Here is a 23236-nt window from a genome sequence, read left to right as displayed (position 1 = left end):
TACTCTGGGATAAGGAAATGATATGAGTCAACAAAAACAAAGTGTTATTAACAATTTGCAGGTAACCACAGATAACACTGATTTGAATACTCTTGGTGCTGAAGTGACCGCTCTGAAAGTGGCGCTCGGCCTTATGTTTCAGAAGTTACAGGAACCATTGAGAGAAATATTCTTAAAAGAATTACGTCAAACAAATACACCAGCCCTTAACGATTTAGCTGACCAGTTAGAGCAATTCAGAGTTTAACTATGAACGTAAAATCGTCCTGAGTAAAAAGTAGAAATATCTTTAGCGGCCTGAGAAATGGCCGCATTTATATCGTTAAAATTTGCTTGATTTGAATCTTGGTGATGAGTCACAGCTTGCTTAATTTCGGTGAGCTGCTTTTTCATCTCTGATACCTGCTGTTCTAGCGCTTCAATTCGTTCTTCTTGCGTCATAACTCACTCCTGCCTTTCGGCTTTAATTAACGTGGCACCTGATCAAACGTGCATGACAATTCAAATACTGGACCGGTCTTTTTCATTGACCACGAGCGGCACACATAAAGCGCTTGAGCACCAGTATCTGATGGTGTCCAGTAGAACGCCTCTACGGCCATTCTCGCCTTAATGAATGCTTCTGCTTGCTTTGCTACATTCGGTTTATTGCATTGACCGTCAGTTCCCATGAATGTCAGAGAATAGCTATCCATCAATGGGTTAATGCCTTTGACCTGCCTCTGCTCGTAGCCATCGCCAAGTTTAACGACAGCTACATTTGGCGCGCGGGAAGCCGTGAAGCCTTTTTGTGGGCTCCATGTAAATGTTTCTGGCATGGGGTACTCCGGATAATAAAAAACCCGCCTGAGCGGGTTAGTATTTTAGTACAGGAAGAACTTAAATTTCTGATGCCAGTTCTTTTAATTGCTTCTTGGCTTGCTCGAAAATTCTTTGTTCAATTACTGCAAGGGATGAATTCTTATCATGCGGAATACAAACGAAAACTTTAATGTTTCGATTATGATCTTCATAAATAAAGTTTACCGTTCCAACAATTCCAGATTCATTATCATCCGGATAATCGAAAGCAGCGATCTCTTCAATTTGATAACGCATTTAAAGCTCCTTTTTAGTTTGTAACTAATGATTACTTTAGTGTCACCTCTACCTGCTCAACAACCCTCGTGGGCGCTGCTGGTCTTTGAGAATAAGCATTGTATCCGTTTTCCATGCCTGCCTTAACTGTTTAATAGTGGCATCATCCAGCCCGTTAGTAGTGTTCACAGTAATATTCATTACTTGATTTAGTGATGTTCCCCCACCACTACCACCCTGCATATCCTTATTGCTGATGACCTTTCCATTGTCGCCGGGGATCATGTACTGCTTGCCGTTGGACGCTTTAAGTAGTTCTGGCTTCCCACCCTCCCCGACTTGGTACATTGAATCAGCATTTACTGGACCGCCGTTCTTACGAGCGCCGGCCAAGGCCAGTCCCTTCGATGCTGCCAGCGCTGTGCCATAAGCAGTAGTACCGACCGAAGAAGCTCCTCCCATTGTCGCAATAGAGGCGCTAACCGCCGCTGGAGCCCATGCCGCTGCCGCTGCGGTTGCTTGTGCGGCCGTAGCAGCAAGAGCAGTAGTTGCCGCCGCCTGTCCCATTATCATGTTTTTGACATACTGAAGCCCCATATCAACAAGAGCACCAATACCATCTTGTGCAATTGTTGAAGCAAGATTAAGCATTGCCTGCTTTCCAGATTGTGTCTGCATGATTAGGCCGGTAAGAATATTGGTTGAGCGCTGCCCTAACGATTCGAGCGAGCTTGCCAGATACTGGTTTCCCTCACTCTGATTCCTCCAGATATCCCATTGAGCTGCCAGCCTAGCTTGCTCGTACTGGGTGTTTGCGGCATTACGGAGAGTTAACGCTTGCTGCTCGGTTAACGTTTTATCCTCTTCAAATTTCTGAATCAGTGCTAACTTTTGAGCATTCTCATTAGCCAACGCCTGTACAGGATCAACTAATGCGGCGTTTTGCTGTTGTGGGGTTACAGCATTATTTGCTGACTCTTCAGCTATCTTTTTAGAATACTCACCCGCTATTTCTAACCTGCGCTTCTGGTAGGCTTCTTCATCGATAAATTTAGCGTCAAGTTGGCGCTTAGCCTGAGCAAGATCTTCATCTCGAACCTTTGCAATATTTGCAGACGTTTGCATCTCCTTGGCTGATATTTTATCCTGTTTTTCTTGCTCAAGTTTCCACTGAATCTCTGCGTTTTTTTCTGCTGCCGCTGTATCCTGTGGGCTAGATTTTCCTCCAAGAGCCTGAATTGCTTTGAACTTTGCTAGAGCTAAACTCCCTTCCTCGTATCCCGTACTTAGTTCGGCGATTGATTCACGCTGAGTTTTTAATGCATTTGCAGCATCATTAGATACTTTATTACCTTCCTTTGTGGCCTGAGAATTTTTATATATCTGAGCATACTGATTCTCTAAATCTTTTGTTCTGGGGTCATCCTTTGCCATTCCTGCATCTTCAGCATCATACTGAGCTTGAAGCCTAGCTCTCGCTTCGCCTTCCAATTTTGTTAACTCAATTCTTCTTTGTGAGTTCTTTAATAACTTGTCTTGTTTATCATCGCCGGATTGTGCATTTGATTTTACCTTAATGGGTTGATTAGCAATCGCTGCATCTTTGGCTGATTTAGCTCTGATATTAGCAATTTCACCTTCTACACGTTTAAGTTCAAATGCAGCTTGCCCTCTCCTTTGTTGGAAAACAGTATCCGTTTCATACCATTGCTTCCCTTCAGCTAATTCATCGTTATATTTTTTTTGTAATTCGATTAGTTTTGGCATGCGTGATGAGTCGCCAATATTCTTATTGTAATAACTAAGATTATTAGAGACAGACATCATTAAGCCTGCAAGGGTTTGGGTTAATCCAATAGATTGGTTTAGGTCGCTAATCATATTTTTAAATGCAACATCAAGGCTGTTTTTTGCACGATCTACGGTAACCGGCATTTTATCAAACTCAATATTTACTGACTGGGCTCGATTTTGGATTGCATTCAGTGCCTGCTCAGCCGTTAATTTTCCATCAAGCATCATTTTACGAAGGTCACCTAGTGACACTCCTAGCCCTGCTGCAATTTGTCTCGCAAGTTCAGGCATATTTTCAAGTACAGAGTTAAACTCTTCAGCCCTAACAACTCCTCCTGCGATGGATTGCCCGAATTGTCTTAAAGCATTTGACATTTCCTCTGTTGAAGAGCCACCAACAGTGCCTATTTTCTGCAAAGTATCTGTCAATAATAAAACCTGCCCGTTGGTTGCCCCTGCTTCTTTCAGGCTAGATGTAAGCGTCTCCCACAACTTCTGAGTGCTAGATAAACTACTGCCAGTATTAGACGCTATTGTTGAAAGAGAGGCCATGGTTGCCTTCGCTTCTTCAACGCTTGAACTTAGTCTCTTAACCCTAGCATCCAACATGTTCATATTGTCAGCTATATCAATAAGCTTTTTTGCTGCGCTGATCGTGAATGCCCCAGCGATAGCAATTCCCACCTTATTAAGACCTGACTCCAATCTCCCTGATGATGCAGTAGTCTTATCAAAACCGCCCTGCATCTGATCAAGTCGCTCATTAACCTTGTTTTGAGCCGCAATTAGCTTACCGACTTCCATCTCTACCTGATAAACGATATTACCTAGTTGTTGTTCACTCGCCATTTTTCGCTAACCTCGCCTCTTCTTCAGCAATTAAACGCGCTTGCAGACGATCATCTGCATCCATGATTTCATCGTATTCTTCGCGGGTGAAACCTTTATCTTCTGGGTATTTAGCCTTGAGCAATAACTGGAACTCGGTCATCGTTAACTGCTCGGCTTCGTCGCGTGGCATGTTGAAGTGAATTCTTGCAGAATTGATGTAATCCATTGCGTTAAATTCGGAACTGTATTCGTTCTTGCCTTCATTTTTTTGCAGCTTTCTTATTTTTGCTTTACCGATAACACCATGTTCAATTAATTCTCTAGCCATAGTAATAACGACTTCTTTTGAAACTTTACCGGGCCGATAAACAATGCAATTTCGCCATCCCTTAAATTCACCCACAAGCGCCGTTACTGGTCTGTCACAACAAGCCTCAATAACCCTTATAGCGGCGGCAAGAATATGATCTGTGCATTGTTTTATGGCCTTGCTTGGCATTAACGATGCTGGCAGGTTGGCATTTATTGCCGGAGTCAAAACCTGATTCAATTCAGAACCATTCAACACTGCGTATGTTTCGACAATCTCAGTCGCTGCGCCTATTCTTGTCATGTTCTTTAATGATGGGCGGAAGAAATAATCTTGCTGACACTCAGTGTCAGACAGGAGCATCTCGCCAATATCAAGCATCGGGGTCATGGGGTATCCTGAAATTTAGGCAATAAAAAACCCCGCATTAGCGAGGCTATTTGTTTAGCGTAGAGGGTTAAAGATAAATATCTATTTACAAGCTTCCCTACCTACAAAATCAGCTATTGAACCAGTAAATATCTCCCCCATATTCTTATCTGCTCCAGATGCTTTCATTTGCTCCAAGGTATCACCACTCCCAAGATACTTTACGGTGTGATTGTTGCAATCATAAGCCCGCTCAGAGTAACTGACACCAGATGAACCAGATCTCTTGGTTACGATTGTCTTTAGGTCTCCTTGGGTTCCTTTGCTTAAAACTGTGTACTCAGCTTTAGAATCTGAAGGGATCGTGATTTTGTATTCTTCGGCGTTTAAAAATGGCGTAAACAATAAAGCTGTCATTGAAACTATAAAGCGAGTTCTCATATCCCTATCCCCATCCATAACAGTTCGTTACATGATAGCAGGGGTATGGTGCAAGACAACGCAAAAACCCACCGGAGTACGAATGCGTCAGTACTGATCATTTGTCAGTATTGGTTATTTTTTAATCTCAGAGTAATCTGTTTCGGTTCTTTGGTCTTTGATTATGACATGTGATGGAAGCATCTTTTTACCTGCCCCTGCATATAACCGGATTTTACCGGAATGTGAGTAACTGGCAGAATCACTACCCATTTGCAAGGAAACACCATCGTCCCTCAGAAACACAATCATCATTTTCTCTAAATCTATCATGCTTCACCTCAAGGAAATTGTATGGACGCAAGAATATTCATGAACTACTACACGTCCATTGATCTGAATGGATTATTGTTGAAAGCGGCAACAATTGATGACGATACCGGAACCACGCTTAGGATTCATTTACTTTGCGAACGGCTTGTTGAGGCATGGATATGTGCATGCTCTGGTAACGCGTACGTTTTTGGAGATGATACAAAGCGTTTGCGGATGGAATGCAGTTCTAAAATAGAGATGGCCAAAAACTTCGGACTTCCTAGTGATATATGTGAGGCTATCGGGGTAATAAACTCACTGAGAAATGACATTGCTCATAATGTAAGTAAACAGGAAATACCGGACTCAAGAATACAAAGCATTGCGGCTAAAACAAGTAATCACATAGCAAAAACTAACGAAAAATCGCTCGATAACTGTTACATCACTATTTTTGATGAAAATGGAAACGAACAAGAAACTGTAACGCTTAAATCAGAAAGTCCGAAGAATAGACTAAAACTGTATTTGATTTTTGGAGAAATTTTACGCCATGTCATGTTAGTAATAGCAAAAAAACATAGTGGCAAATGGGATAACGATTTTTCACAGCATCAATATGCCATCACTTTGACAAAAAAATAATTATTTTAATTTTAGAACTGTGTTTGACGAAGAAATCATCATCAAGAGCACCAATAAGATGCTCTTTGTGATAATTACGCGGTGATAGTGATATTACTCGTTCCGGTTTTAGCGCCATCATTCGTCGTGAATGTGATTGTCGCTGTTCCGACTGCTACACGGGTGACCAGTCCCGTTGAGCTAACCGTTGCTTTGGTTGCGTCAGAGGTTGTCCATACGCCAGTTTTGTCGGTAGCGTCCGCAGGCAGGACGGTGGCGGTAAGTTGAACTGTTGCGGCGACCGCGCCAGTACTGGTTGCCGGAGCTACAGTTACACTAGCAACCGGAATCGCCGAGCCATCAACGAAAGTGACAGAATCTGCATCAGCAACTTTCCACTCACCAGAGTAAGTAGCAAAGTCAGAAGAACCAAAGTCTGAACTCCACGACGTGGTATTAAAGTAACCCTGAATATAGGTGCCATCATCCACGCCGAGGAAATCAAAGCGAACCCATAGGCCCGGCTGGCGGCCTGCCTGCACTTCATCGAAAATGTATTTCGACATTTTCACCGGACCGACCTCAGTTGATTTAGCTCGTTTTCGCCACTCGCCCTCACCTGAGATCGTCAAATCCATGTTGGTGACCAAGTTCTCTACCAGCCCCTTTGCGTCATCCGCGTCGGAAGAAATGGTATTCATCGAGTAGTCGAGACCCTTGGTGGTTAGCGCACCCATGCGCTGCCAATCCGCTACTTCTGGTAGTGTTTCCGGGCAACCAAACGCCATCCGTAAAACGGCGACGCGACCAACCAGCTTGCCGTAATCATTTTGGCAACCTTGCATATTTTTTACCTCTGTTAGTTCGGCTTAGTCGCCGTATTTAATTGCGAATTGAAGTCTGTAGACCAAGCGGCCTTCAGTGGTTGTGACGGGGGATGGAATACTGCCTAGGTTTTCAATATAGCCAATGCAGTCATTTGGATTCGGATTCGCCTGAACGTGCGCGATTATCGCCTGTGTCGTGTTATCTGCCGCCTCGTCCTCGTTAACTGCACCAATCACATCAACCAAGACATAAAACTCACTGCCCAGGTCATTGCGAATTGAGCTGCCACCGTTGGGCCGGAAGACAATGAATTGTTCAGTCTGCTTGTCAGTATCACGCCATTTGAGCATTTGAGTAGTGAAGCCAGTGGTTAACCCAGCATCGACAAAATAATCCCTGATACGCCTATGCATTGATGGAGTCATAGCTTCATTTCCTCCGCTATCGCTTTATCAATGATGTGCTTAGTATCCTCAAATCCTTTAACTAAGAACTCCTTCTCAGCCGTGGCCCTACGGAACGTTTGTTTAACATTCGGATCATGAACATATATGGCATAGTTTGCCGAGTAGCCCACTCGCCCGGTCAGCCTAGAGCCATTCACGTTGATATCACGAAATTGAGAGTTGATAAGAGTTGATGTATCAATGGGGGTATAGAGTGCTGCCTGCGACGCTCCGATGATTAATGCCTTGGTGATTGCCCTGACAGCTTTCCGGCCTTGAATATCCCCGATCAACCTATCCAGATTGGCCTTTGCCTCTCTGATGCCTTTAACTTTCGCGCCCATATCAGACTCCTGTAATAATTGCGTAGTCGTCTGCAATGCGCTCGAATGTGTCGGCATAACGAATGATGTGCCTCACCTCATCAGCACCATCCACCTTGGTCGGGTCAATCGCTACCGAATCGCCGATCAGGATGTAGTCGCCCCGTTCAGCATCAGCGTACTCAGTCCAGTGTGTGTTTTTGATAACGAACTCCAGACCGATATCACCTAGCTTCGCCGTAGCATCACCACCGTAATCACACATAATCTGAATCGGAGGAAGCCAAGCCTGTTTACCGTACTCATCTGGCTTCCCGTTCTTTTTCCACAATGTGGCCACTGCCGTGTAACTCCAGTTTGCGGCGCTACTCATGATAAATAGTCCTCGAACTGATCTGGGCACTCACCACCTTCACATTCCTTGAATCGCTGAATCCTCACCTTCTTCACGAAGGTTGACCGAATAAATTCGCCATCATTAAGCTCCATGAATTCAGGAGGGTTTTCGTTATCGAATCCCAAATATGAGAAAAACCGAAATCGATGCTTATCAACTAATAAGGAATCTTTGAACGTGATATCACCAGACCCAGTGTCATAGAGCACTTCGATATCAAGCCTTACTGATCTTTGCATGCTTCTTAGTGACGCCATTCTATTTATCCCCGCACATGCATCCACCCTTGCCAATCCAAATCCCAGCAAAGGCGGCATTGCTTGGGTTAGATGGCGTTATCGCAGTGGCGCAACCGTGCTTATCAAGGCTCCTAAGCAATGAGAGAGAGCCATTCCACCGGTCAGCGAATGATTGATACCGAAATGAGCGCGACGCACCAGACGGGGCTGTTTGAGAGCTAATGTACTTATCACCCTGCCCCAGCCCCATCAACCCAATCAGATAAAGCTGGATAAGCAGCGCGGTTGCTGGCGTGTAGTTGGCGTCCAAACATTCCTGAATCGAGTTAGCCTGTTCCACTAACGCATCAAGCACGAAGGAAGGGAGCGATATCCCGACTGTGGCCAGATACTCTTTTGCCTGTTCTGCGGTCAGCATACCGATCCCCTAAAGTGAAACCCTCCGAAGAGGGTATTAAAAAAGCCGCTCAAATATGGCGGCTTATTCGGTTACTTCATTTTTCGGTTGCTTTCGTTTGCCAGATGTCGCTTCTGGAGTTGCTGGAGCCAGGTCACCTAAAGCCTCACCTGACAGCGGACGGACGTTAGCTTCAAGCGCCGGATGTAGCGTATCCAAATCCACCACATCGCCATGCTTAACCCCATTCCAAGGGCGAATAACTTCATACTTAGCCATCGCAACTCCTTACGCCAGATTAGCGCCGTACAGCACGCCAGATTTACCGCCGCCATCTCGCTTAATCTGTAAACCCATAGCCGCCATAATCTGGAAATTCCAGTTTGACTGAGGCATAGGACGTGGCAGAGGAACGACACCAGTTGCCATGCCAACCAGTGGAGTGATCACGTCCTGACGGCGCTGATAGGCGATGAACTCATTGTCAGTCAATGCGAAAGTCTGACGGATTGCGCGAGCAGGAATAAAGCCAGTGATAACATTCAGAACCGTACCGCCTGACAGCAGAGTATCACCGCCGATAGTCACAGTTGCTGGCTTCATCAAGTTGGCCCAAATCTGAGGGGAAACCCACAGGACATCGTATGCTTCCACGAAGTTGTCACGTGCCGATTGTCCGAATGCGCCTGACGTGAAGAACGTAGCGAGTTCAGTTTGAGTGGCGGTGGTGAGATTGATGTTTGCGCCACCAGATCCCGAACCAAGATTCAACTTAATCGTGTTGCGGTGATTACGCATACCCTGCGCCGGATAGTTCTGCACCTGAATAGTGCTATCGCCGTCCAGAACGTAGGAAACGATTCGCTTATTAAACTTGCGCAATTTAGCGGCTTGAGAGTCAAGAACCAGATCTACACCAACGGTGTTAAGACCAGCCGCTAGACGCCAGTTGACACCATAACCAGCGGCAAACACCGGCACCGGATCACCATCACTGGAATACTCGGTGTGGTCGAATGAATATGGCGGCTGCCCATCTAGGCTGATAGACACATCATCAGCAATATCACCAACCATGTTGTACAGCTTCGCGGTTTTGCCGATAGGCAGAACGGTCTGGATACCCATCAGGTCAGTGACGATTTCCATACCCGTTTCTTGGTCACGCAACTGAATAATTTGGCGATCGATCTCAGCCCAAAAGTCACGGCCCAACCCATCGCCAAGCAAGGTGTTTGCCGTTAGCATTTCAGGCGTCATCATGTTTTGGTTGGCGGCAATCATGCCACGGTGTTGCGCATCGAACATGTTGCGGTTTGCCCACAACTCATTCCAGTGACCGCGCAGGCGGCTATTCGTAGCCAGCGTATTTGCATCAAAAAACATCTGATTCTCCTTAAGAAACAGTAACGCTGTCAGCGCGAACGCGGATGCGAATAAAGTCAACTGCGGTAGTCACTACAGCATCTTGGCAATAGCCAATAACCTTGTAAGTGCCTGCGGTGGCAGGAACAGCGGCGGCCAAGCCTGCAACAACGGTGATCGGTTGATCTTTGACATAAGTTCCAGCAGCTACACGCACAGCAAACTCACGACCTTCCTCCAAGTAGTTGCCAATGGCAGAGTGTCCTGAAGGGATCTGGTCAGTGATACCCAAGCCTTCATGGTATGCATTGTCCAGCACGTACATACGGCCAACTGGAGTTGTTGCCTGTGCAAACAGCTTGCTACCGTTGATCACAATAAAAGTGCCTGGATAAAGTGCAGCAGCGGTTTTACGGGTTTCCGTTTTGAACAGGGAATCACCGTCAATATTAACGCGACGATAACGAGCCATTATTTAGCACCTCCGAAATGGGTTGCTGGGTCAGGTGCGCCAGTTTCTGTCTGAATTTGCGCTGAATTAGTACCAAGCGGCGCGGCTTTGCCTAACGACTTAAACATTGCATCCAGAGCCTCGCCCGATAGAGCATTAGCCACGATTTCACCGTGAACCTTCGCTACTTCTGCGCGCTTTGTTACTTCTTCGGCGCGTGAGTTAGCGGTCAGCGTGTCTGATAGCGTTTTATGGTTAGCTTGTAGCGCATCAACCTTGTCAGAAAGTGGCTTCAATGCCTTTTCTGTATTGGTAGCCACAGCCTCACCAATCATGCTGCCGATTTGTTCCATTTCTTCTTTGGTTAAAGGCATGTCGCCCTCCGTATTATTGCTATTGGTTGCAGGTGAATCCTGCGGAGTAAAAAGGGATTTAACTTTGTTTGCGATGATGGAAACCCATGACTCTTGGCGGGTTACCACTGTTCCTGTGTCGGAAAAGGTAATTTTCCCACCTTCAGATTTGTAGCCGTAGACTTGCGCATCACCGCCGTTCTTGATGATGACTGCCTGAGAATCCGTGAAGTCGGCAATCCATGCATAATCGTTATCACCAGGCGCGAATCGGTCTTTTGCAGCTTTCTCTAACCGGCGTTCACGCTCACGAAATGATTCACCAATCAGTGCGCCAGAATTAACTTGTAATGGTGTTGCTAGATCAGCGTTAACCATTAAGCCAACACCTTGCTCCGGCGTCGCGGCTCCGACTTCATGCAGTAGGATGGCGTCATGATCCATGCGAACAATATCCGCCACCCAGTTAGCCCCCAGCGCACGCTGCTGTTCACTCGGCTCAATTTCATTAAGGAAAGCAGCGACACTACTGTGAATTGGCGGAACATCTTCGCCTCGTTCGATAGCTTCCACCCGAGCCAGAAGTTCTCGTCCACCATCAGATCGCTTGGCAACCTCAACATCCACCCATTTCTCTACATAGATGCGGTTGCCTGATTTCTTAACGTTGCGGTTCCATGCGCCAATATGGCCCTGATTAATACCCTCAGCGCTGAATGCTGAGACGAAAGCACCATTAACCTCTGGATGGCCGAGTGGTGCTAATGTCCCCTCAAGTCCAGAATAATGAGCATCAATCTGTTCTGATGTGTACAGCCCGCCATTCATGACCACATTGGCCGGAAGCGTGTAGCTAGGCAAAACCCAGTGCTCTTTGCCGTTGTATGTCTCACGCCGAATTGATTTGTTATTCACCCTTGTGGTGATGTTTACCTGAATTGACATGATTTATTCCTCAGCCCACGGATAGCCTCGTTCAGCCATTTGTTTGCGTTCCTCTTTAAGCTTTTCAATAATTGAAGGGGCTAACGGCTTTCCTCGATCGTCAACCAGCGTTTCAACTTGGCTGCAATGACAGTTGATTGAGTTGCCATTAACCGCATACCAGTCACGTACCTCTTCGATGGTGTACAGATGTGAGTGTCGAGCCGCATGTGTCCTGCGCGTGGTAGGCAATAATGCAGATATATGAACGAGCATCGTTTTGAGTCCGATACTTTGCGCATCTTCCGCTTCTTCCCATCTCGCCCGCCTTAATGCACCGGGTATTTCGGTCTGCGCTATACGATTAGCTCGTCGCGTTTCAACCCCGATTTGGTCACGCAGATTACGTGCTACTTCTTTCGGGTTGAGTCCTCTACCTATTCCATCGGTGAGCACTCTAGCCATTTGCTGCTTAGTCTTAGCGGTGAACCCCTTCATCTCTTCAAATACTCGCGCATAAGTAAGGGCCATGCGGCGCTGATACGGGGTACTCAAGAGGATGGCTTGCAGAGATTCACGACTTGCAGCATAGGTGGCTGATTGCTGGCTAAGATTAACGTATGCCTGGTTGGTGCCGCGTATCGCAGCAGGCTCGACATAATCCTCAGAAAACCACAGATAGCTTTGCCCACCCTCTAAGAGAACGGCATCGACGAGCACACTCGCATCATTCAAGATGATGTTGAGTAGTAGCGTGTCAAGTTGGTATTCGTATCTGCGGTTAACTACTGGTGCGGCTGGGAATCTGTCTAATGCGTCGATGTAGGCTTTTTGAACCTTCCTTAAGCGCCTGGCGAAATCTGCCATCGCCTTTCGTTCTAACGTATTAAGTCCTGTCGGATCACTCTTGTTCTTCGGGATTATCGCTGGCTTTGGTTTCATCGCCATCGCTCGTCTCTCCTAATGGCTCTACACCATCCGGTTCATAACCTGCCGCAACGCGAATCTCTTCACCACTAAATACTGCCTCGCCAGTTGCCATCGATGAGTTATTGATTTGTGACATCTTCACAGCACTATCCAACTTCTCGGATGCTGTTTGCTCGTTCAGCTCATCCCAGATAACCGTTTTCATTGATACCGAATCAATAATGCCGAGGTAGATTAGCTTGTTGCAGAAATCCTCAATATCAAATGAAAGAGCGCGATTGCGGCGGGACTGGCATCGCGTGTTGAAGTAGCGATTATCTTCTGTACTCGCCCGCTCACCGGTTTGAGACATAGCCAAGATTCGCGCAGGGATATCAACAGCAGATGAAACAGTTTGCAGGTTAACGTTATAAGTTGGCTCAGGGTCTGCCACCGCTGTGACAAGTGGCGTCACACTCGCGCCCTGAGTTGTCAAAAGAACATCATTCCCCCGGTTGATCTCAGTAGCTGCTTCGTTGAACTTATCCTGAAGCTCATCAACACTAACGCCATAAAGGGAGGCGAGATTGATAAAGTTTATTTCCTTTTCAAAGTTAAGATTAAGCTGTCTGGCGGCGTTTTTGAGGAATGACTCACCAGACCCACCCTCAACCTTTTCTAGGCTAACAAAGGCGTTATATGCAGGCTCAAGGAATCCGATAGCATCACTACTGTAGTCGCCGAGGATGAAAACTCGGTCAGGGTGAATTTTTACACGCCGACTCGCCCCACTTGGGAGTGTTTCTTTGTATTGCCACATCTTCGGATTGCCGTATGTTGTGGAATTCAAATCCGTGTCCCATTCAACCGGTTCCAATGTTCCTGCCCATGCTGGCGTGATCTTCTCTAGGCCTCTCCCCTTAACTACGGGTGTATTCCAATTAGCTTCATCACGAACATGAAGCAATATCCCGGAATATCGGCCAACCAATCGCCGCATGTCGGCATCAGCGAATTGTTGCCATAAGCGATTAGTGAATACGGCTTTTAAGCTTTTTTCCCACGCAGTGACCGCACCTGATTCATCCTTTTCTTCACCTTCGATAATCTCTGGATTACTAAGCCAGCACGTACCAACGAGTTTGTTTACCGCTCCGTGAGCAATACCACCGCGACGATAGAGCCTGTAGAGATCGTAAAAAGTTAGCTCTTGCTTGAATCCATACTCACACCATGCGTTAGCACGCTTAGCGTCAAGCCCCATGCCGACATCGAGCAGGCCCATGCGAGCACGAGCTATAGCTGACTCACTTATTGCGCTGTTAATCTGCAATGCATGGTTAACAGCAAGCTGTAATTTATCTGTCATGCTGTATCCGTTAAGGTTTTTTCGGTGGTGGTTCCGGAGTTGCGGCCGGTTTCATAAAAGATTTTGGCGACGGCGGGTTCTGTCCGAGTGCAAATCCAAGCGCAAAAGTTGGAAGGAAATCGACTTGCATCATTACCTCGCATTAAAATAGCTTCCTAACGCAATCGACTAGGAAGCATCATCCCTACTGGCTGATATCCACTAAGTTCTGTCATCGCCCACACCATCGCATCAAGCCTATCTGGCGATTTCTTTGAAGTGGTTGGAACATATTCCATCATCTGATTTTCAAGTTGATAGAGGTTGCCGCGATGCGCTACGCGACCCTGAGCGTACAGAGCCGATATAGGTTCTGCTCTGGCAAACTTACCCTTGCTGGCGTGAACTCGGATAATGCGATCTTTGAAACCGGCGTTGCGAAGCGTTTCTTCCGCCATATCGCCGCCTTGGTTAGTTTCAATGACGATAGCATCGGCATCATGCTGTTTGTAGGCATCCATTGAACGAGTGGCCCAACCGTTAGGAGAATACTTCCCGCTATAGTCGCCATCGGCTGAATATTGCTTCCTGTCTTCCGATCCGTACGCGCTGGCGGCGATAATCCCAGTTTCGTCACTCTCTTCACTGTTGGTCGCTTGAGGGTCAATTGCTATTACTGTTCTCGATAGATTTTCACTAATGTTTAATTCTCTGGCAGCAGCAATCATTCCCTCAGTCCATAAAGCGCCCTCAGCATTAAACCGGCGCGGCTGTTGCATGTACTGTGCTTCAGCGGTACGACGATGGGAGAACAATGCTACTCGGTGTGATTCGTTATGCTTAAACGGCCATAGCCAACCATCAGATAATCCGTGTTCAATTGGGATTGAGTGAGTGTTATCCGGGTATTGCTCGCTGTAACTCTGGCTATTGTCGATGATTACAGGGAGGTTGAGGTGGTGCCACATTTCGCCAGATCCACCACGCAGCAGGTAACCACTCAGATCGTGGTAGTGGATGCGCTGCATAATGACAATCATCGGGGTTGTTTCAACAGCCAGGCGAGATTTGATTGTTTCGTTGAACCGGTTGTTAACTCCCCCCCTCACTGTTTCTGAGTAGGCATCGTCTGGCTTGACTGGATCATCAATAATCAATGCGCCCTGAAAACCGTCCTCCATATGCCCGGCACGAAATCCGGTAACCTGCCCAGCGGCAGATGAGGCATATACACCACCACCCTGCTCCGTCCACCACATAGCCTTGCTGTCAGAGTCATCACGCAGCGCCATGGGCCACATATCTTGATACGCTTTCGATTTCACGATAGCGCGCGCTGTGGAGGAATTGAGTAATGCAAGGTTGTGCGAGTAAGATAAATGCATAAAGCGAGCGCGGGCATTTAAAGCAATGCCATGGGCGATCATGTTGATCGTCGCCAATTCTGTTTTTGTGTATCCGGGAGGAACGTTGATAATCAGGCGTTGTATCTCGCCGCTCACCACTCGCTCTAACGTATCGTTAATGACTTGATGATGTGGTGCGACAATCATCTTGCCGCCAGTACGTTGCTTGAAGAAGTACCTGGAGAAATACAGCCCATCTTCTTCACACTCTATTTTGCGCGCATAGTTTCTTTGCTCAACAGTCGTCATCCTCCAGCATCTCCCGTCGAGCTAATTTGTATTCATCCTTGGTTAATGCTGCCGACTCAATTGGGCCACCATCTTTCCCTGTGTGCTCAAATTTGTGTTTGTTGCTATAAGCATCACCAACCTCTTTTGCGGCCTGCTCCATTAGTTGGGCAGTCATCGCAAAGTTCTTCATACTCTCAGCCTTCGTCGCCATGCGGTCGAGCGCTCTAAGTCGATAGGCGCGATTGGCGATTGGGATGTCGGATATTTCAGTTTGAAAGCGGGAACGAGTTGAGTTGAAGAGGTCTATCCATTTCTGTCCGAGATTCTTCGCAATGGCCTTTGTCGGGTCGTATGACGACACCTGCTGAAGCGTTAACGTGAGGCTGAATTCTTGTTTCACTAAGGCGACTACTTGCGACGGTGTGTCATAGCAGGCTAATGACTGGACGATGAAGGCTTTGACCTCTGGTTTTAATGCAGCCATTGGTATCCTCCATGACTAACGTAATGTAACTAATCAAGCTAATTTAAGCAGGCACGTCCCACACGCTCTTGCGACGTTGAGATTGCCGACCTCGGGTTTGTTATTCGCTGCGTCAATCATCTCTTGGACTTCAACGCTTGCGCCGTAGCGACGAACCACACCAACAAACTCTTCGACATCATGGCCGCGCAGTTTCAATACTGGCTGCCCTTCTTTATTAAACTTGGGCGCGCCGAATTCGTCCTTTGCGTGGCAAATATGGTATAGCTCATGTTCTATCAGAGCACAGAAATCAAGGTCAGGGCATTGAGCGCAGTAATCAGCAGCCAGAGTAATGATGAATGTCGGCACATCACCGAACCATTCATACATCTGCTGTTCCATTCGGGCCTTTTGCCAGCCGCCGGCTCTCATTGCTACTTGCTCGGCTTGACCAAGAACAGTGCGACCCTGCTTTTCAAATGCAGATGACGCCCACATGATTTTTATGTCAGCGTCGATTAAGTGACTGTGGTCAGGATTGTGTAGTTCGCCATCGTCACTGAGTATTTGACTATTAACCCACTCAAGCACTTCAGTGGCGGGAACTAATTCAATGTGTGCCCTGAACTCATTGACGAATGATAGTGGTGGATATGGCCGCTTCATTTGTGTGTCTGAATTAGCCATAACAGAATATTCCGCTGGTTGGTAAAGTATCCCGCTCGGTGATGGCGAGACCAGTATGATTGCAAATCTATATAAGATTCTGTCAAAGGCACTTGTTAGCACCTTTTGCAGAGTTTTATAAATAGCATCCAATAAAAAACCGCCCGTAGGCGGTTAACTTGACACTTAAGCTAAATCACTTAGGAAATTTAGCTGCCCATGTATGGTTTGGGATCGATCATCTTTAATGTGACCTTTGAATAGATAATGGTTGCCATGGTCTTCGATAGATAGCTCAAGGTCTAATGGATACTTCCCATTAAATGCCGTGGTATCACGATTATTGTGCGGGACAGATTTAACAGACGCCTTACCCCCAACTACCGACCCCTTGTAATAACACACATAATCGCCGCCATTAATCGCCCCATCTCTAACGGTGACAATCCCATCAAGCTGACCATTCGGATTAACGTTCGTATTAAAAATAAGCTTATAAATTCCGTCTTTCATGCTCACTCCAATATTTTTGTGCCTTATGGCTTGAGCATTATATCACCAGTATCTGTAATGATTGAGAGCCGTTGTGAAAGTGGCTCTCTAATTTGTCTTTAAAATCAGTGAGCGCAATTTTGCGCAGGTCATGGCACCCATAGATTAGGGGTCGCGTAAAACTTTTACGTAACCCATAAATCATCAAGTTATCAGGCCGCCAGCCGGTGCTGCTCTTCAATGAGCGGAGCCTTGTAGTTTCGCTCAAACATCCCTTTCAGCACTTCTTTACGGTGATCGAACTCCCACCCCATGCTGATGAACACAGTGTTCGCACGTTGTAGTTCTGTGATGCAGTGGATTTGCTCAGGAGTCAGGTAGTCACGAATAGACTCTTTCTTATCTATATCGTTATGCACTCGGAACTTAGCTGATGTCATACCCAGAGTGATTCGATTGATTAAATCGGCTTCATTACTGAAATGGTGGGGCGATATGGTTTTACCCAAAGCCTCGCGCTCATGCTTAATAGCGTCAGTCATTGGCTTGTATTCGAGTCGTGACGTATTGCGATCTAACTTCTTGCTAGCCAGTGCACCGCGCATCCTGAAGAATTCCGATACCAGTCGCTTTTTAAATGCACGAACGATATCGCTGTTACGCATGTACGTTATCAGCAAAGTGGTTTGCTGCTCATTCAGAAGTGCCACTTCTTGCTTCTGCATACCACCATCAGTTTGAAAGGGTCGCATTTCAAATTCCACCCTTCCGAATTCTTCCAAGTCTGCTTTGTATTTCCTGATGAGCTGAATAACTGGTTTATGGTCTTTTTGAACTCCCTCAGCAATAGCGGCGGAGTTAGTAACCAAATCAAATTTCTTAATTTCGACTAATTGCATGGCGATTACCTTTTTGAAATAGAGCCTGCCGCATAGAGAACTAGCCCCAAGAAGCTCGCCAGCTATAACTGGTCCTCTCAGGCTCTACATCAAACAGGTCTTGGGTTGTGCGCTGCGGGCGCTGGATTTACTGCATAAAAAAGCCCGACCTAAGTCGAGCTTCAATTTCTGGTTCGCAGTCTTCGCTATGTATCTCTACGTTGCTTGACCACTTGCTGTGATTACAGCCATTAAGATTTGGACCACACTCCTTTCGGGGTTGAACAATTCTATTTATCACCTTGTCGGGTTGATTCGATTTGCCTAATGCTCGCCTTGTCTGCGTTGCACTGCTCTATCACCGTTAGCAAGGTGTCATTCAGCAATAGGCTGTTACCCCAAGTTAATACCTCGGGTATCTCTGGCGGCATGCAGTCAGAAAGTAAGCTTGCTGGTATCGGTACCTGTGGCACCTGAACGTATTTGATTTGCGTGTTTCCGCAGGAGGTCAGCAGCGGCAGCAGGAACAAGATTATTAGTACAATCGTCGCCTTTAATCGCCTCTCGAATGTAAACAACGCGAGCCTCACCCTCTTGAGTAATTTTCTGTTTGTCATTCTCGTTGGCCTTGGCAATATCGTTGATGATGTTAACCATGCGGACTTGGTTGCTGAGAATAAACCGGGCTTCGTCACGCTCTTTTGCTGCTGCATCTGCCTTGTTGTGCCATTCGTCAGCTTGGTTGTAATAGTGAATCGACAAGCCGGCCAGCATGATGAGTAGCAGCGCTGGCAAGTAGGTAAATATGTTCTTTAACCCGCTAAACATAATTCCCTCTCTATCTCGCGTCGGTTCTGTAATCCCTTCCACGGCTTACCACCGGCGTATGTCCAACGGCGTAACTCATCGCAAGCGCCTTTAATATCGCCAGTGTTGAGCTTTTTAAGCAGGGTGGATTTAGTAAATGCGCTCTGGCCAACGTTATAGGTGAATGAGTACAGGGCAGCTTTCTGGTATTTGCTCAGCGGAACTTTTACTGCGGTATCGACAGTTCGCTGTACTGGGGCCAAGTCTTTCTGCAATAAAGCGTCGCACTCAGCATCTGAATATTTTTTGTTGGGGATGATGTCTTTACCAGTGTGGCCATCGCATACAGTGAGGACATTGACGACATCGTAGTAAGCTACATACTTGCGGCCCTCTAACCCATCATCACCACCAAGCAATACTACGGCGATCGCCAGCGCGGTACCGGCCGACGCACCAATTATCTTATTGCGGAGAGCTGGAAACATTTGACCGCTCCCGTAGTTGATATTCTTTTCGCTTGTAGTACCAATTCACTCCAAACGTTCCAATGGTGCAGGCAATACCAATAAGAAGCGCCCACTCGTTTAATGACATTGCACCGAGCATCGTGGTTATACCGCCGAACCAGTAGGATGAGCCGCTTGAATATTTGTCCATTCTCATTTGTCTCCCCCTGCCAGTTGGCCTGGGCGTGTATTTGCTGTTGTGTAGGGAATAGCTCCCGCCGTTTCCACTTTTCGCTAGAGGGTGTTTGCGGTTGATTGGTGTAGGCGGTGAGCTAAATGCAAAAAGGCCACCAAATTGGCAGCCTTAAAAGTTTGGATGTGATGCCCGCCTTGGCGAGTGTTGGATTTAACCGCTTCACCACATTCGGCTGGATACTGTTTCACAACGATTGGATTAACCAACCCAGTACCCATGCGAATGCAGAAAAGCAAAAAGGCCGCCTTAGCGACCTTAATTTTGTGATGGGTAATTACTTTATTAATTTAGTGAAAATATCACTCTGACTATCGCTAGAATTTTTCACCGATTCGCGCACAAGAAGATCTTTAAACAGTTTATTTACCGCAGAAAAAATAACTTCATCGTTTTTTTTCTGCTTAAGTATTCTTGCGCTGTATCTGCGATTTCCCATATACAACCTCGTCTAGTTGCTCGTCATTGATTAAGAGGCAGGCGGTGACGATGCCGCTTTTCGGGAGCTACCCTAGCCACTTAGTATTATATAGCAAAAAGGCCCAGCGATTAACTGAGCCTTCTTGATTGCAAACCTCTCAGCTTGCTTAGTTGGAGTTCCAGCCCTGAGGCGAAGTGACCAACTCGGCGGTATCTATAAGTCAGGAGCCGCCGCTTATCCCCTGACTCATCGCTCTTCGCCTTTGACGTCCGAACTTAACTGAAATATACACGTTTATAATTTTTATGCAATACCTTGCATTAATTATATTCATGCGGCTTTTTGATTAGATTCATTCATTTCAAGCTCTCGATGAATTGAGTTATATATCTTTGCCTCAATAATTCTAATGCACCATCTAATCCTGTCCCTTGCTTGAGGTGGTGTTAACGCCCCGCTTGTTATTCGAATTAGATATTGCGATATAGTCTCAATGCGATGCCCATAGACAAAGTAATCAACAGCAACTCGCATTAACGGCGTTCCGGCCCCAAGGGTTTTCATGATTACCCGATCCATGAACATACCCTCTTCATCGCTTATCTCTGGAGCTGAGGTGTGTTTTAAACTTGCAATGATTTGCGCTAATTTATTGATAAGCTCCCCACCTGAATAACCGCGATCATGTAGTCCTTCAATGATTGCAACGATTCCATCTGCTGTTATGGCCCCCCGACCTGACACAGACTCCATGAATCTACCTATTGGGCTTATTTGTGTCTTACCTTCCAAGCCGCTATAAGCCCATTTCCCCCAACCACTTAGCATGTGACTTGCCCAAATCCTTTTTGTTGGTTCAAGCGTCTTTACCGGATCGACATCTCTGCTTTTCTTTATGAGAGCCAGTAATGCGATCCTATCTTGAGGAAGGTTGTGTCTACTGGTTACATCAGTGAAAAATTCCCCATCGCTTTTACGGAGAAATTCATTAGCGATCTCAATTGCTTTTTCTTTATCAGCATGAGTGCCAAGATTGAATCTATGTCCGAACCTTGTTATTTGAATGACCCACCTCTTAGCATTCCTACTCCAACTTACGCAGCGGGCACCAGATGTATTTGACTTGCCTAACCTTTGGTTATGGGTATTTCTTGCTCGAGTGGCCTCTCTTAAATTGCAAAGTCTATTATCTGAAGGATTGCCGTTAATATGGTCAATATCTGCTGTTGGCCATTTCCCATGTACATAGAACCACGCCAACCTGTGAGCAAAGAAAACCTGTTTGTTAAATGAAACCTTCAGGTAACCATTCTCTGCAATCATCCCTCTTACTTTCACGCCAGAATGTAGTGCGCTGGTAAAGTTTCCAGTTTCAGGGTTGTACTTTAGAGCCTCTTTTAAAAGGGCCCAATCCATTCGGCCTTCTTGCTCTACCAAATATGTAAATGGTTTATGCTTCACGCTGCCTCCTGAGTTTCTTTAAGCCGCTTCAACTCCAACCGGTAGTAATCACGAATGCTTTTCAACTCTTCAACGCTATAGCTGCGGCGTTCGTGGTTATTCTCGATAGCCTCAACGGTTTCAATTCCAATACGCTTGATCAGCTCGACGCGGTACGGAACGATATTCCCGCTCTTGTGCTGGTTGCATACTGAACATTGTTTGTGTATTTGTCGGGGGTCGAATCTGAATTGAGGTGCTGCTGAGGTTGTTCTGTAGTGCCCAGCGTCCCACTGTGCTGCTGAAGTAGTGCCACATGATACGCAGGGTAGGTTTGAATCTCGTGCTCTTACAAAGGCGTTGACGGCTTGCTGTGCCTGCTTAATCCAATATGCTTTTGGCTTGGCGTTAATTTTCCTGACTTTTAACGCTATTCTTTCCTTCTTCTCTTTCTCCCGCCTTCGCTGTTCGGATTTTCTTAACGCATCATCATGAGCTTTTTTCGCCAACTGCTTTATGTGCTCATCTTTATGCTTTTCGCAGCACCACCACTCGTATATCGCGGCTGGCTTAAACCTATCGTTGCATACTTTACAATTCCGGTGCTTTGGGAGCTTGGCTATCATTCCCGACCTCCTTCGCTGCTTTATCAATGCATTTCTGATGAGCGTAGGTTTCACCCTTGTTAAGCATCAGGAAGCAGAAGATACATATTGATTGGGGGAGTTCAGGCATGGCTAACCTCCGGCTTTGGCAGTCCGTCATAGACTTCAGATAAGTGACCTCTGATTTGCATTCTTCGCAGGGCGCTGTACATGAAGTCGCATTCAGCCTGTTTGTTGGCTCTGAACGGCTTTGATGCTGTAGAGCACCACAGAGCGTTACCGGGCCAGCCATGTACCTTGTAAACTCGTCCGTTCTTTACGTGCAATAACCCCCACCCTTGCGGCAGGTCAGCGGCGTTAATAATTCCCGGCTCACAGATAAAGAACCGCCAGTCGCCCATACCTAGCTCTGGATCAATACGAAAACGCTTTTTCTTGTCTGCCAAAAAATCAGAGCGGGAGCACTTAGCTTCAATCAGGCAAGACGCCAGATTTCTAAACCCTATTGCATCTGGTTGCTCTCCAGTTGATACGGCGGCAACAAAGCGATCATGAAATGCCACTTTAAATCCGTTGTTCCTGAGAAACTTTTCAGCTATCAGGCATAGCTCATCGTGAGTTAATGACTGCTCACTCATCGCGTTCTCCTTACTCTGTCGAATTTTGCGCGCAACAAAACGCATATGTGGTCATATGTAGGTATTTCGCTGGCGGGGATTGGGGGTTTAGGCTTGGTTCGGTGGGATACTTTGAATTTGAGATTATCTAGTGCGATCTGGGTCGGGCTTATCTGCCTCATCAGCTTTATCCTCAATCACTATGCAGTGATAGGTTTTCTTGCCAACATAGAATTTACCCAGCCGTTGACACTCTGTTGCTACAGTCTGATGCGCTGACTCCCAGCCAAGGCGATAAGAGGCCCAGACTAATGCGCATACCGCAACGCCGAAAATAATTCCGTTAATCATGCTGCCCTCCCAAAATAATCATTGGTGTAGCGAACCTCGCGCAACTTCACGCCACTACCGACCGCCCATGCTTGCGAGTATTCAATTAAGCTCGTCATGCGCTTAATACCCATCTTGGCGGTCGATTCCCTGATGTTGCAGAACTCGCCCTCTAATCCAGGCACCACTTCCGCACCCATACCGGTTGCCATTGCGTGGCCCGATACGAATAACGTTTTCCACTGAACCAGATTGCGCTCTTTCTCCATCCACAAAACCTGCTTAGCCACGTCACCACACAATGCGTGGAACATGCTGTTTTGCAGTAGGGAGCGGTCAAAGTCGGTGATGCGGATTGTTATGGGGTGGTGGTCATCAAGGGGGAGTTGGTTTATTGCTGCTATCAGGTTTCGTCTTACTTGCTCGTTTCGTAGAAAGAATATTTGTTTATCCAT

At 46.5% G+C, this 23236-nt stretch carries 35 protein-coding genes; 3 read left to right on the top strand and 32 right to left on the bottom strand.

Annotation, left to right across the window (positions count from 1 at the left end; all coding sequences use genetic code 11):
* Window positions 1-22: 22 nt before the first annotated feature.
* On the top strand, window positions 23-247 hold the full coding sequence (locus DA391_RS09285; RefSeq protein WP_108087606.1) for a hypothetical protein: 225 nt from the start codon (window positions 23-25) through the stop codon (window positions 245-247).
* Here DA391_RS09285 and DA391_RS09280 read toward each other — a convergent pair.
* From DA391_RS09280 to DA391_RS09250, 7 genes are all read right to left on the bottom strand, one after another.
* Window positions 244-441: a hypothetical protein gene (locus DA391_RS09280; protein WP_108087605.1), complete on the bottom strand. Its 198-nt coding sequence runs from the start codon at window positions 439-441 to the stop codon at window positions 244-246. The genes DA391_RS09285 and DA391_RS09280 overlap by 4 nt on opposite strands.
* A 26-nt stretch (window positions 442-467) precedes the next feature.
* Entirely contained in the window at window positions 468-818 is a 351-nt protein-coding gene (locus DA391_RS09275) for a phage tail protein (RefSeq protein WP_108087604.1), read from the bottom strand.
* A 61-nt stretch (window positions 819-879) separates the two neighbouring features.
* Window positions 880-1098 (bottom strand): hypothetical protein, encoded by a 219-nt coding sequence (locus tag DA391_RS09270; protein WP_108087603.1) that lies wholly within the window; start codon window positions 1096-1098, stop codon window positions 880-882.
* Between the two features lie 48 nt (window positions 1099-1146).
* Window positions 1147-3720, bottom strand: a complete 2574-nt coding sequence (locus DA391_RS09265; protein WP_108087602.1) for a tape measure protein — start codon at window positions 3718-3720, stop codon at window positions 1147-1149.
* Window positions 3710-4402, bottom strand: coding sequence for a DUF6246 family protein (locus tag DA391_RS09260; protein ID WP_108087601.1), 693 nt, complete (start codon window positions 4400-4402; stop codon window positions 3710-3712). Before DA391_RS09260 ends, DA391_RS09265 begins: the two co-directional genes overlap by 11 nt.
* Window positions 4403-4483: 81 nt before the next feature.
* The gene (locus tag DA391_RS09255; RefSeq protein WP_108088261.1) at window positions 4484-4822 is read right to left on the bottom strand and encodes a hypothetical protein; all 339 of its coding nucleotides are present in this window, start codon (window positions 4820-4822) and stop codon (window positions 4484-4486) included.
* 114 nt (window positions 4823-4936) lie between these two features.
* Window positions 4937-5134, bottom strand: a complete 198-nt coding sequence (locus tag DA391_RS09250; protein WP_108087600.1) for a hypothetical protein — start codon at window positions 5132-5134, stop codon at window positions 4937-4939.
* A gap of 21 nt (window positions 5135-5155) precedes the next feature.
* Here DA391_RS09250 and DA391_RS09245 point away from each other — a divergent pair, with 21 nt between their 5' ends.
* Complete coding sequence (locus DA391_RS09245) at window positions 5156-5761, top strand: hypothetical protein (protein WP_108087599.1); 606 nt, start codon at window positions 5156-5158, stop codon at window positions 5759-5761.
* A 74-nt stretch (window positions 5762-5835) separates the two neighbouring features.
* On the opposite strand, the gene DA391_RS09240 is transcribed toward DA391_RS09245, so the two are convergent.
* From DA391_RS09240 to DA391_RS09145, 20 genes are all read right to left on the bottom strand, one after another.
* Entirely contained in the window at window positions 5836-6585 is a 750-nt protein-coding gene (locus DA391_RS09240) for an Ig-like domain-containing protein (RefSeq protein ID WP_108087598.1), read from the bottom strand.
* 24 nt (window positions 6586-6609) lie between these two features.
* On the bottom strand, window positions 6610-6993 hold the full coding sequence (locus DA391_RS09235; protein ID WP_108087597.1) for a phage tail termination protein: 384 nt from the start codon (window positions 6991-6993) through the stop codon (window positions 6610-6612).
* The gene (locus tag DA391_RS09230; RefSeq protein ID WP_050879000.1) at window positions 6990-7358 is read right to left on the bottom strand and encodes a hypothetical protein; all 369 of its coding nucleotides are present in this window, start codon (window positions 7356-7358) and stop codon (window positions 6990-6992) included. Before DA391_RS09230 ends, DA391_RS09235 begins: the two co-directional genes overlap by 4 nt.
* A gap of 1 nt (window position 7359) precedes the next feature.
* Entirely contained in the window at window positions 7360-7710 is a 351-nt protein-coding gene (locus DA391_RS09225; protein WP_108087596.1) for a hypothetical protein, read from the bottom strand.
* Window positions 7711-7992: 282 nt separating this feature from the next.
* On the bottom strand, window positions 7993-8391 hold the full coding sequence (locus DA391_RS09215) for a DUF7370 family protein (RefSeq protein ID WP_108087594.1): 399 nt from the start codon (window positions 8389-8391) through the stop codon (window positions 7993-7995).
* 63 nt (window positions 8392-8454) lie between these two features.
* Window positions 8455-8649: a hypothetical protein gene (locus tag DA391_RS09210; RefSeq protein ID WP_050879004.1), complete on the bottom strand. Its 195-nt coding sequence runs from the start codon at window positions 8647-8649 to the stop codon at window positions 8455-8457.
* 9 nt (window positions 8650-8658) lie between these two features.
* A complete protein-coding gene (locus tag DA391_RS09205) occupies window positions 8659-9756 on the bottom strand; it encodes a major capsid protein (protein ID WP_108087593.1) in 1098 nt (365 codons plus the stop codon).
* A 10-nt stretch (window positions 9757-9766) separates the two neighbouring features.
* Window positions 9767-10207 (bottom strand): hypothetical protein, encoded by a 441-nt coding sequence (locus tag DA391_RS09200; protein ID WP_050879006.1) that lies wholly within the window; start codon window positions 10205-10207, stop codon window positions 9767-9769.
* On the bottom strand, window positions 10207-11484 hold the full coding sequence (locus tag DA391_RS09195) for a hypothetical protein (protein ID WP_108087592.1): 1278 nt from the start codon (window positions 11482-11484) through the stop codon (window positions 10207-10209). Before DA391_RS09195 ends, DA391_RS09200 begins: the two co-directional genes overlap by 1 nt.
* Window positions 11485-11487: 3 nt before the next feature.
* Window positions 11488-12411, bottom strand: coding sequence for a phage minor head protein (locus DA391_RS09190; RefSeq protein WP_108087591.1), 924 nt, complete (start codon window positions 12409-12411; stop codon window positions 11488-11490).
* Window positions 12365-13741, bottom strand: coding sequence for an anti-CBASS protein Acb1 family protein (locus DA391_RS09185; protein ID WP_108087590.1), 1377 nt, complete (start codon window positions 13739-13741; stop codon window positions 12365-12367). Before DA391_RS09185 ends, DA391_RS09190 begins: the two co-directional genes overlap by 47 nt.
* Before the next feature lie 155 nt (window positions 13742-13896).
* Window positions 13897-15375, bottom strand: coding sequence for a DNA-packaging protein (locus DA391_RS09180; protein WP_108087589.1), 1479 nt, complete (start codon window positions 15373-15375; stop codon window positions 13897-13899).
* Window positions 15362-15841, bottom strand: a complete 480-nt coding sequence (locus tag DA391_RS09175; RefSeq protein WP_057649664.1) for a DUF2280 domain-containing protein — start codon at window positions 15839-15841, stop codon at window positions 15362-15364. The genes DA391_RS09180 and DA391_RS09175 overlap by 14 nt, the downstream gene beginning before the upstream one ends.
* A 33-nt stretch (window positions 15842-15874) precedes the next feature.
* Entirely contained in the window at window positions 15875-16510 is a 636-nt protein-coding gene (locus DA391_RS09170) for a putative metallopeptidase (protein WP_108087588.1), read from the bottom strand.
* Between the two features lie 165 nt (window positions 16511-16675).
* Entirely contained in the window at window positions 16676-17002 is a 327-nt protein-coding gene (locus tag DA391_RS09165) for a hypothetical protein (protein WP_108087587.1), read from the bottom strand.
* Between the two features lie 191 nt (window positions 17003-17193).
* On the bottom strand, window positions 17194-17880 hold the full coding sequence (locus tag DA391_RS09160) for a Rha family transcriptional regulator (protein WP_108087586.1): 687 nt from the start codon (window positions 17878-17880) through the stop codon (window positions 17194-17196).
* 269 nt (window positions 17881-18149) lie between these two features.
* Window positions 18150-18332: an Rz1-like lysis system protein LysC gene (lysC, locus tag DA391_RS24700; RefSeq protein ID WP_430980862.1), complete on the bottom strand. Its 183-nt coding sequence runs from the start codon at window positions 18330-18332 to the stop codon at window positions 18150-18152.
* Window positions 18295-18687, bottom strand: coding sequence for an exotoxin (locus DA391_RS24190; protein WP_159074566.1), 393 nt, complete (start codon window positions 18685-18687; stop codon window positions 18295-18297). Before DA391_RS24190 ends, lysC begins: the two co-directional genes overlap by 38 nt.
* Window positions 18672-19154: a lysozyme gene (locus tag DA391_RS09150; protein WP_108087584.1), complete on the bottom strand. Its 483-nt coding sequence runs from the start codon at window positions 19152-19154 to the stop codon at window positions 18672-18674. Before DA391_RS09150 ends, DA391_RS24190 begins: the two co-directional genes overlap by 16 nt.
* Window positions 19132-19332, bottom strand: a complete 201-nt coding sequence (locus tag DA391_RS09145; protein ID WP_042661434.1) for a phage holin family protein — start codon at window positions 19330-19332, stop codon at window positions 19132-19134. Before DA391_RS09145 ends, DA391_RS09150 begins: the two co-directional genes overlap by 23 nt.
* Before the next feature lie 119 nt (window positions 19333-19451).
* Here DA391_RS09145 and DA391_RS09140 point away from each other — a divergent pair, with 119 nt between their 5' ends.
* Window positions 19452-19679, top strand: a complete 228-nt coding sequence (locus DA391_RS09140; RefSeq protein WP_108087583.1) for a hypothetical protein — start codon at window positions 19452-19454, stop codon at window positions 19677-19679.
* A gap of 440 nt (window positions 19680-20119) precedes the next feature.
* On the opposite strand, the gene DA391_RS09135 is transcribed toward DA391_RS09140, so the two are convergent.
* The 5 genes from DA391_RS09135 to DA391_RS09110 form a co-directional block, all read right to left on the bottom strand.
* Window positions 20120-21250, bottom strand: coding sequence for an HNH endonuclease signature motif containing protein (locus tag DA391_RS09135; protein WP_108087582.1), 1131 nt, complete (start codon window positions 21248-21250; stop codon window positions 20120-20122).
* Window positions 21247-21855, bottom strand: a complete 609-nt coding sequence (locus DA391_RS09130) for a recombination protein NinG (protein ID WP_108087581.1) — start codon at window positions 21853-21855, stop codon at window positions 21247-21249. Before DA391_RS09130 ends, DA391_RS09135 begins: the two co-directional genes overlap by 4 nt.
* A gap of 101 nt (window positions 21856-21956) precedes the next feature.
* A complete protein-coding gene (locus DA391_RS09125) occupies window positions 21957-22472 on the bottom strand; it encodes a hypothetical protein (protein WP_077174391.1) in 516 nt (171 codons plus the stop codon).
* A 123-nt stretch (window positions 22473-22595) separates the two neighbouring features.
* Complete coding sequence (locus DA391_RS09115; protein ID WP_108087580.1) at window positions 22596-22802, bottom strand: hypothetical protein; 207 nt, start codon at window positions 22800-22802, stop codon at window positions 22596-22598.
* Window positions 22799-23236 (bottom strand): recombination protein NinB, encoded by a 438-nt coding sequence (locus DA391_RS09110; protein ID WP_057649643.1) that lies wholly within the window; start codon window positions 23234-23236, stop codon window positions 22799-22801. Before DA391_RS09110 ends, DA391_RS09115 begins: the two co-directional genes overlap by 4 nt.

Origin of the sequence: Yersinia massiliensis (assembly GCF_003048255.1) — a bacterium.
In the GTDB taxonomy this organism is placed as follows: domain Bacteria; phylum Pseudomonadota; class Gammaproteobacteria; order Enterobacterales; family Enterobacteriaceae; genus Yersinia; species Yersinia massiliensis_A.
This window is presented reverse-complemented; position numbering and strand designations above follow the sequence as displayed.

Excerpts from the sequence above, each read along its gene's own strand:
- DA391_RS09170 (WP_108087588.1), bottom strand. The coding sequence starts at position 16,510 with ATGGCTAATTCAGACACACAAATGAAGCGGCCATATCCACCACTATCA.
- DA391_RS09265 (WP_108087602.1), bottom strand. The coding sequence starts at position 3,720 with ATGGCGAGTGAACAACAACTAGGTAATATCGTTTATCAGGTAGAGATG.
- DA391_RS09150 (WP_108087584.1), bottom strand. The coding sequence starts at position 19,154 with ATGTTTCCAGCTCTCCGCAATAAGATAATTGGTGCGTCGGCCGGTACC.
- DA391_RS09260 (WP_108087601.1), bottom strand. The coding sequence starts at position 4,402 with ATGACCCCGATGCTTGATATTGGCGAGATGCTCCTGTCTGACACTGAG.
- DA391_RS09235 (WP_108087597.1), bottom strand. The coding sequence starts at position 6,993 with ATGACTCCATCAATGCATAGGCGTATCAGGGATTATTTTGTCGATGCT.
- DA391_RS09275 (WP_108087604.1), bottom strand. The coding sequence starts at position 818 with ATGCCAGAAACATTTACATGGAGCCCACAAAAAGGCTTCACGGCTTCC.
- DA391_RS09230 (WP_050879000.1), bottom strand. The coding sequence starts at position 7,358 with ATGGGCGCGAAAGTTAAAGGCATCAGAGAGGCAAAGGCCAATCTGGAT.
- DA391_RS09225 (WP_108087596.1), bottom strand. The coding sequence starts at position 7,710 with ATGAGTAGCGCCGCAAACTGGAGTTACACGGCAGTGGCCACATTGTGG.
- DA391_RS09205 (WP_108087593.1), bottom strand. The coding sequence starts at position 9,756 with ATGTTTTTTGATGCAAATACGCTGGCTACGAATAGCCGCCTGCGCGGT.
- DA391_RS09255 (WP_108088261.1), bottom strand. The coding sequence starts at position 4,822 with ATGAGAACTCGCTTTATAGTTTCAATGACAGCTTTATTGTTTACGCCA.
- DA391_RS09160 (WP_108087586.1), bottom strand. The coding sequence starts at position 17,880 with ATGCAATTAGTCGAAATTAAGAAATTTGATTTGGTTACTAACTCCGCC.
- DA391_RS09180 (WP_108087589.1), bottom strand. The coding sequence starts at position 15,375 with ATGACGACTGTTGAGCAAAGAAACTATGCGCGCAAAATAGAGTGTGAA.
- DA391_RS09250 (WP_108087600.1), bottom strand. The coding sequence starts at position 5,134 with ATGATAGATTTAGAGAAAATGATGATTGTGTTTCTGAGGGACGATGGT.
- DA391_RS09190 (WP_108087591.1), bottom strand. The coding sequence starts at position 12,411 with ATGGCGATGAAACCAAAGCCAGCGATAATCCCGAAGAACAAGAGTGAT.
- DA391_RS24190 (WP_159074566.1), bottom strand. The coding sequence starts at position 18,687 with ATGTTTAGCGGGTTAAAGAACATATTTACCTACTTGCCAGCGCTGCTA.
- DA391_RS09145 (WP_042661434.1), bottom strand. The coding sequence starts at position 19,332 with ATGAGAATGGACAAATATTCAAGCGGCTCATCCTACTGGTTCGGCGGT.
- DA391_RS09110 (WP_057649643.1), bottom strand. The coding sequence starts at position 23,236 with ATGGATAAACAAATATTCTTTCTACGAAACGAGCAAGTAAGACGAAAC.
- DA391_RS09125 (WP_077174391.1), bottom strand. The coding sequence starts at position 22,472 with ATGAGTGAGCAGTCATTAACTCACGATGAGCTATGCCTGATAGCTGAA.
- DA391_RS09130 (WP_108087581.1), bottom strand. The coding sequence starts at position 21,855 with ATGATAGCCAAGCTCCCAAAGCACCGGAATTGTAAAGTATGCAACGAT.
- DA391_RS09210 (WP_050879004.1), bottom strand. The coding sequence starts at position 8,649 with ATGGCTAAGTATGAAGTTATTCGCCCTTGGAATGGGGTTAAGCATGGC.
- DA391_RS09245 (WP_108087599.1), top strand. The coding sequence starts at position 5,156 with ATGGACGCAAGAATATTCATGAACTACTACACGTCCATTGATCTGAAT.
- DA391_RS09185 (WP_108087590.1), bottom strand. The coding sequence starts at position 13,741 with ATGACAGATAAATTACAGCTTGCTGTTAACCATGCATTGCAGATTAAC.
- DA391_RS09240 (WP_108087598.1), bottom strand. The coding sequence starts at position 6,585 with ATGCAAGGTTGCCAAAATGATTACGGCAAGCTGGTTGGTCGCGTCGCC.
- DA391_RS09165 (WP_108087587.1), bottom strand. The coding sequence starts at position 17,002 with ATGAAAGACGGAATTTATAAGCTTATTTTTAATACGAACGTTAATCCG.
- DA391_RS09195 (WP_108087592.1), bottom strand. The coding sequence starts at position 11,484 with ATGTCAATTCAGGTAAACATCACCACAAGGGTGAATAACAAATCAATT.
- DA391_RS09280 (WP_108087605.1), bottom strand. The coding sequence starts at position 441 with ATGACGCAAGAAGAACGAATTGAAGCGCTAGAACAGCAGGTATCAGAG.
- DA391_RS09215 (WP_108087594.1), bottom strand. The coding sequence starts at position 8,391 with ATGCTGACCGCAGAACAGGCAAAAGAGTATCTGGCCACAGTCGGGATA.
- DA391_RS09200 (WP_050879006.1), bottom strand. The coding sequence starts at position 10,207 with ATGGCTCGTTATCGTCGCGTTAATATTGACGGTGATTCCCTGTTCAAA.
- DA391_RS09285 (WP_108087606.1), top strand. The coding sequence starts at position 23 with ATGAGTCAACAAAAACAAAGTGTTATTAACAATTTGCAGGTAACCACA.
- DA391_RS09115 (WP_108087580.1), bottom strand. The coding sequence starts at position 22,802 with ATGATTAACGGAATTATTTTCGGCGTTGCGGTATGCGCATTAGTCTGG.
- DA391_RS09270 (WP_108087603.1), bottom strand. The coding sequence starts at position 1,098 with ATGCGTTATCAAATTGAAGAGATCGCTGCTTTCGATTATCCGGATGAT.
- DA391_RS09175 (WP_057649664.1), bottom strand. The coding sequence starts at position 15,841 with ATGGCTGCATTAAAACCAGAGGTCAAAGCCTTCATCGTCCAGTCATTA.
- DA391_RS09140 (WP_108087583.1), top strand. The coding sequence starts at position 19,452 with ATGCAAAAAGGCCACCAAATTGGCAGCCTTAAAAGTTTGGATGTGATG.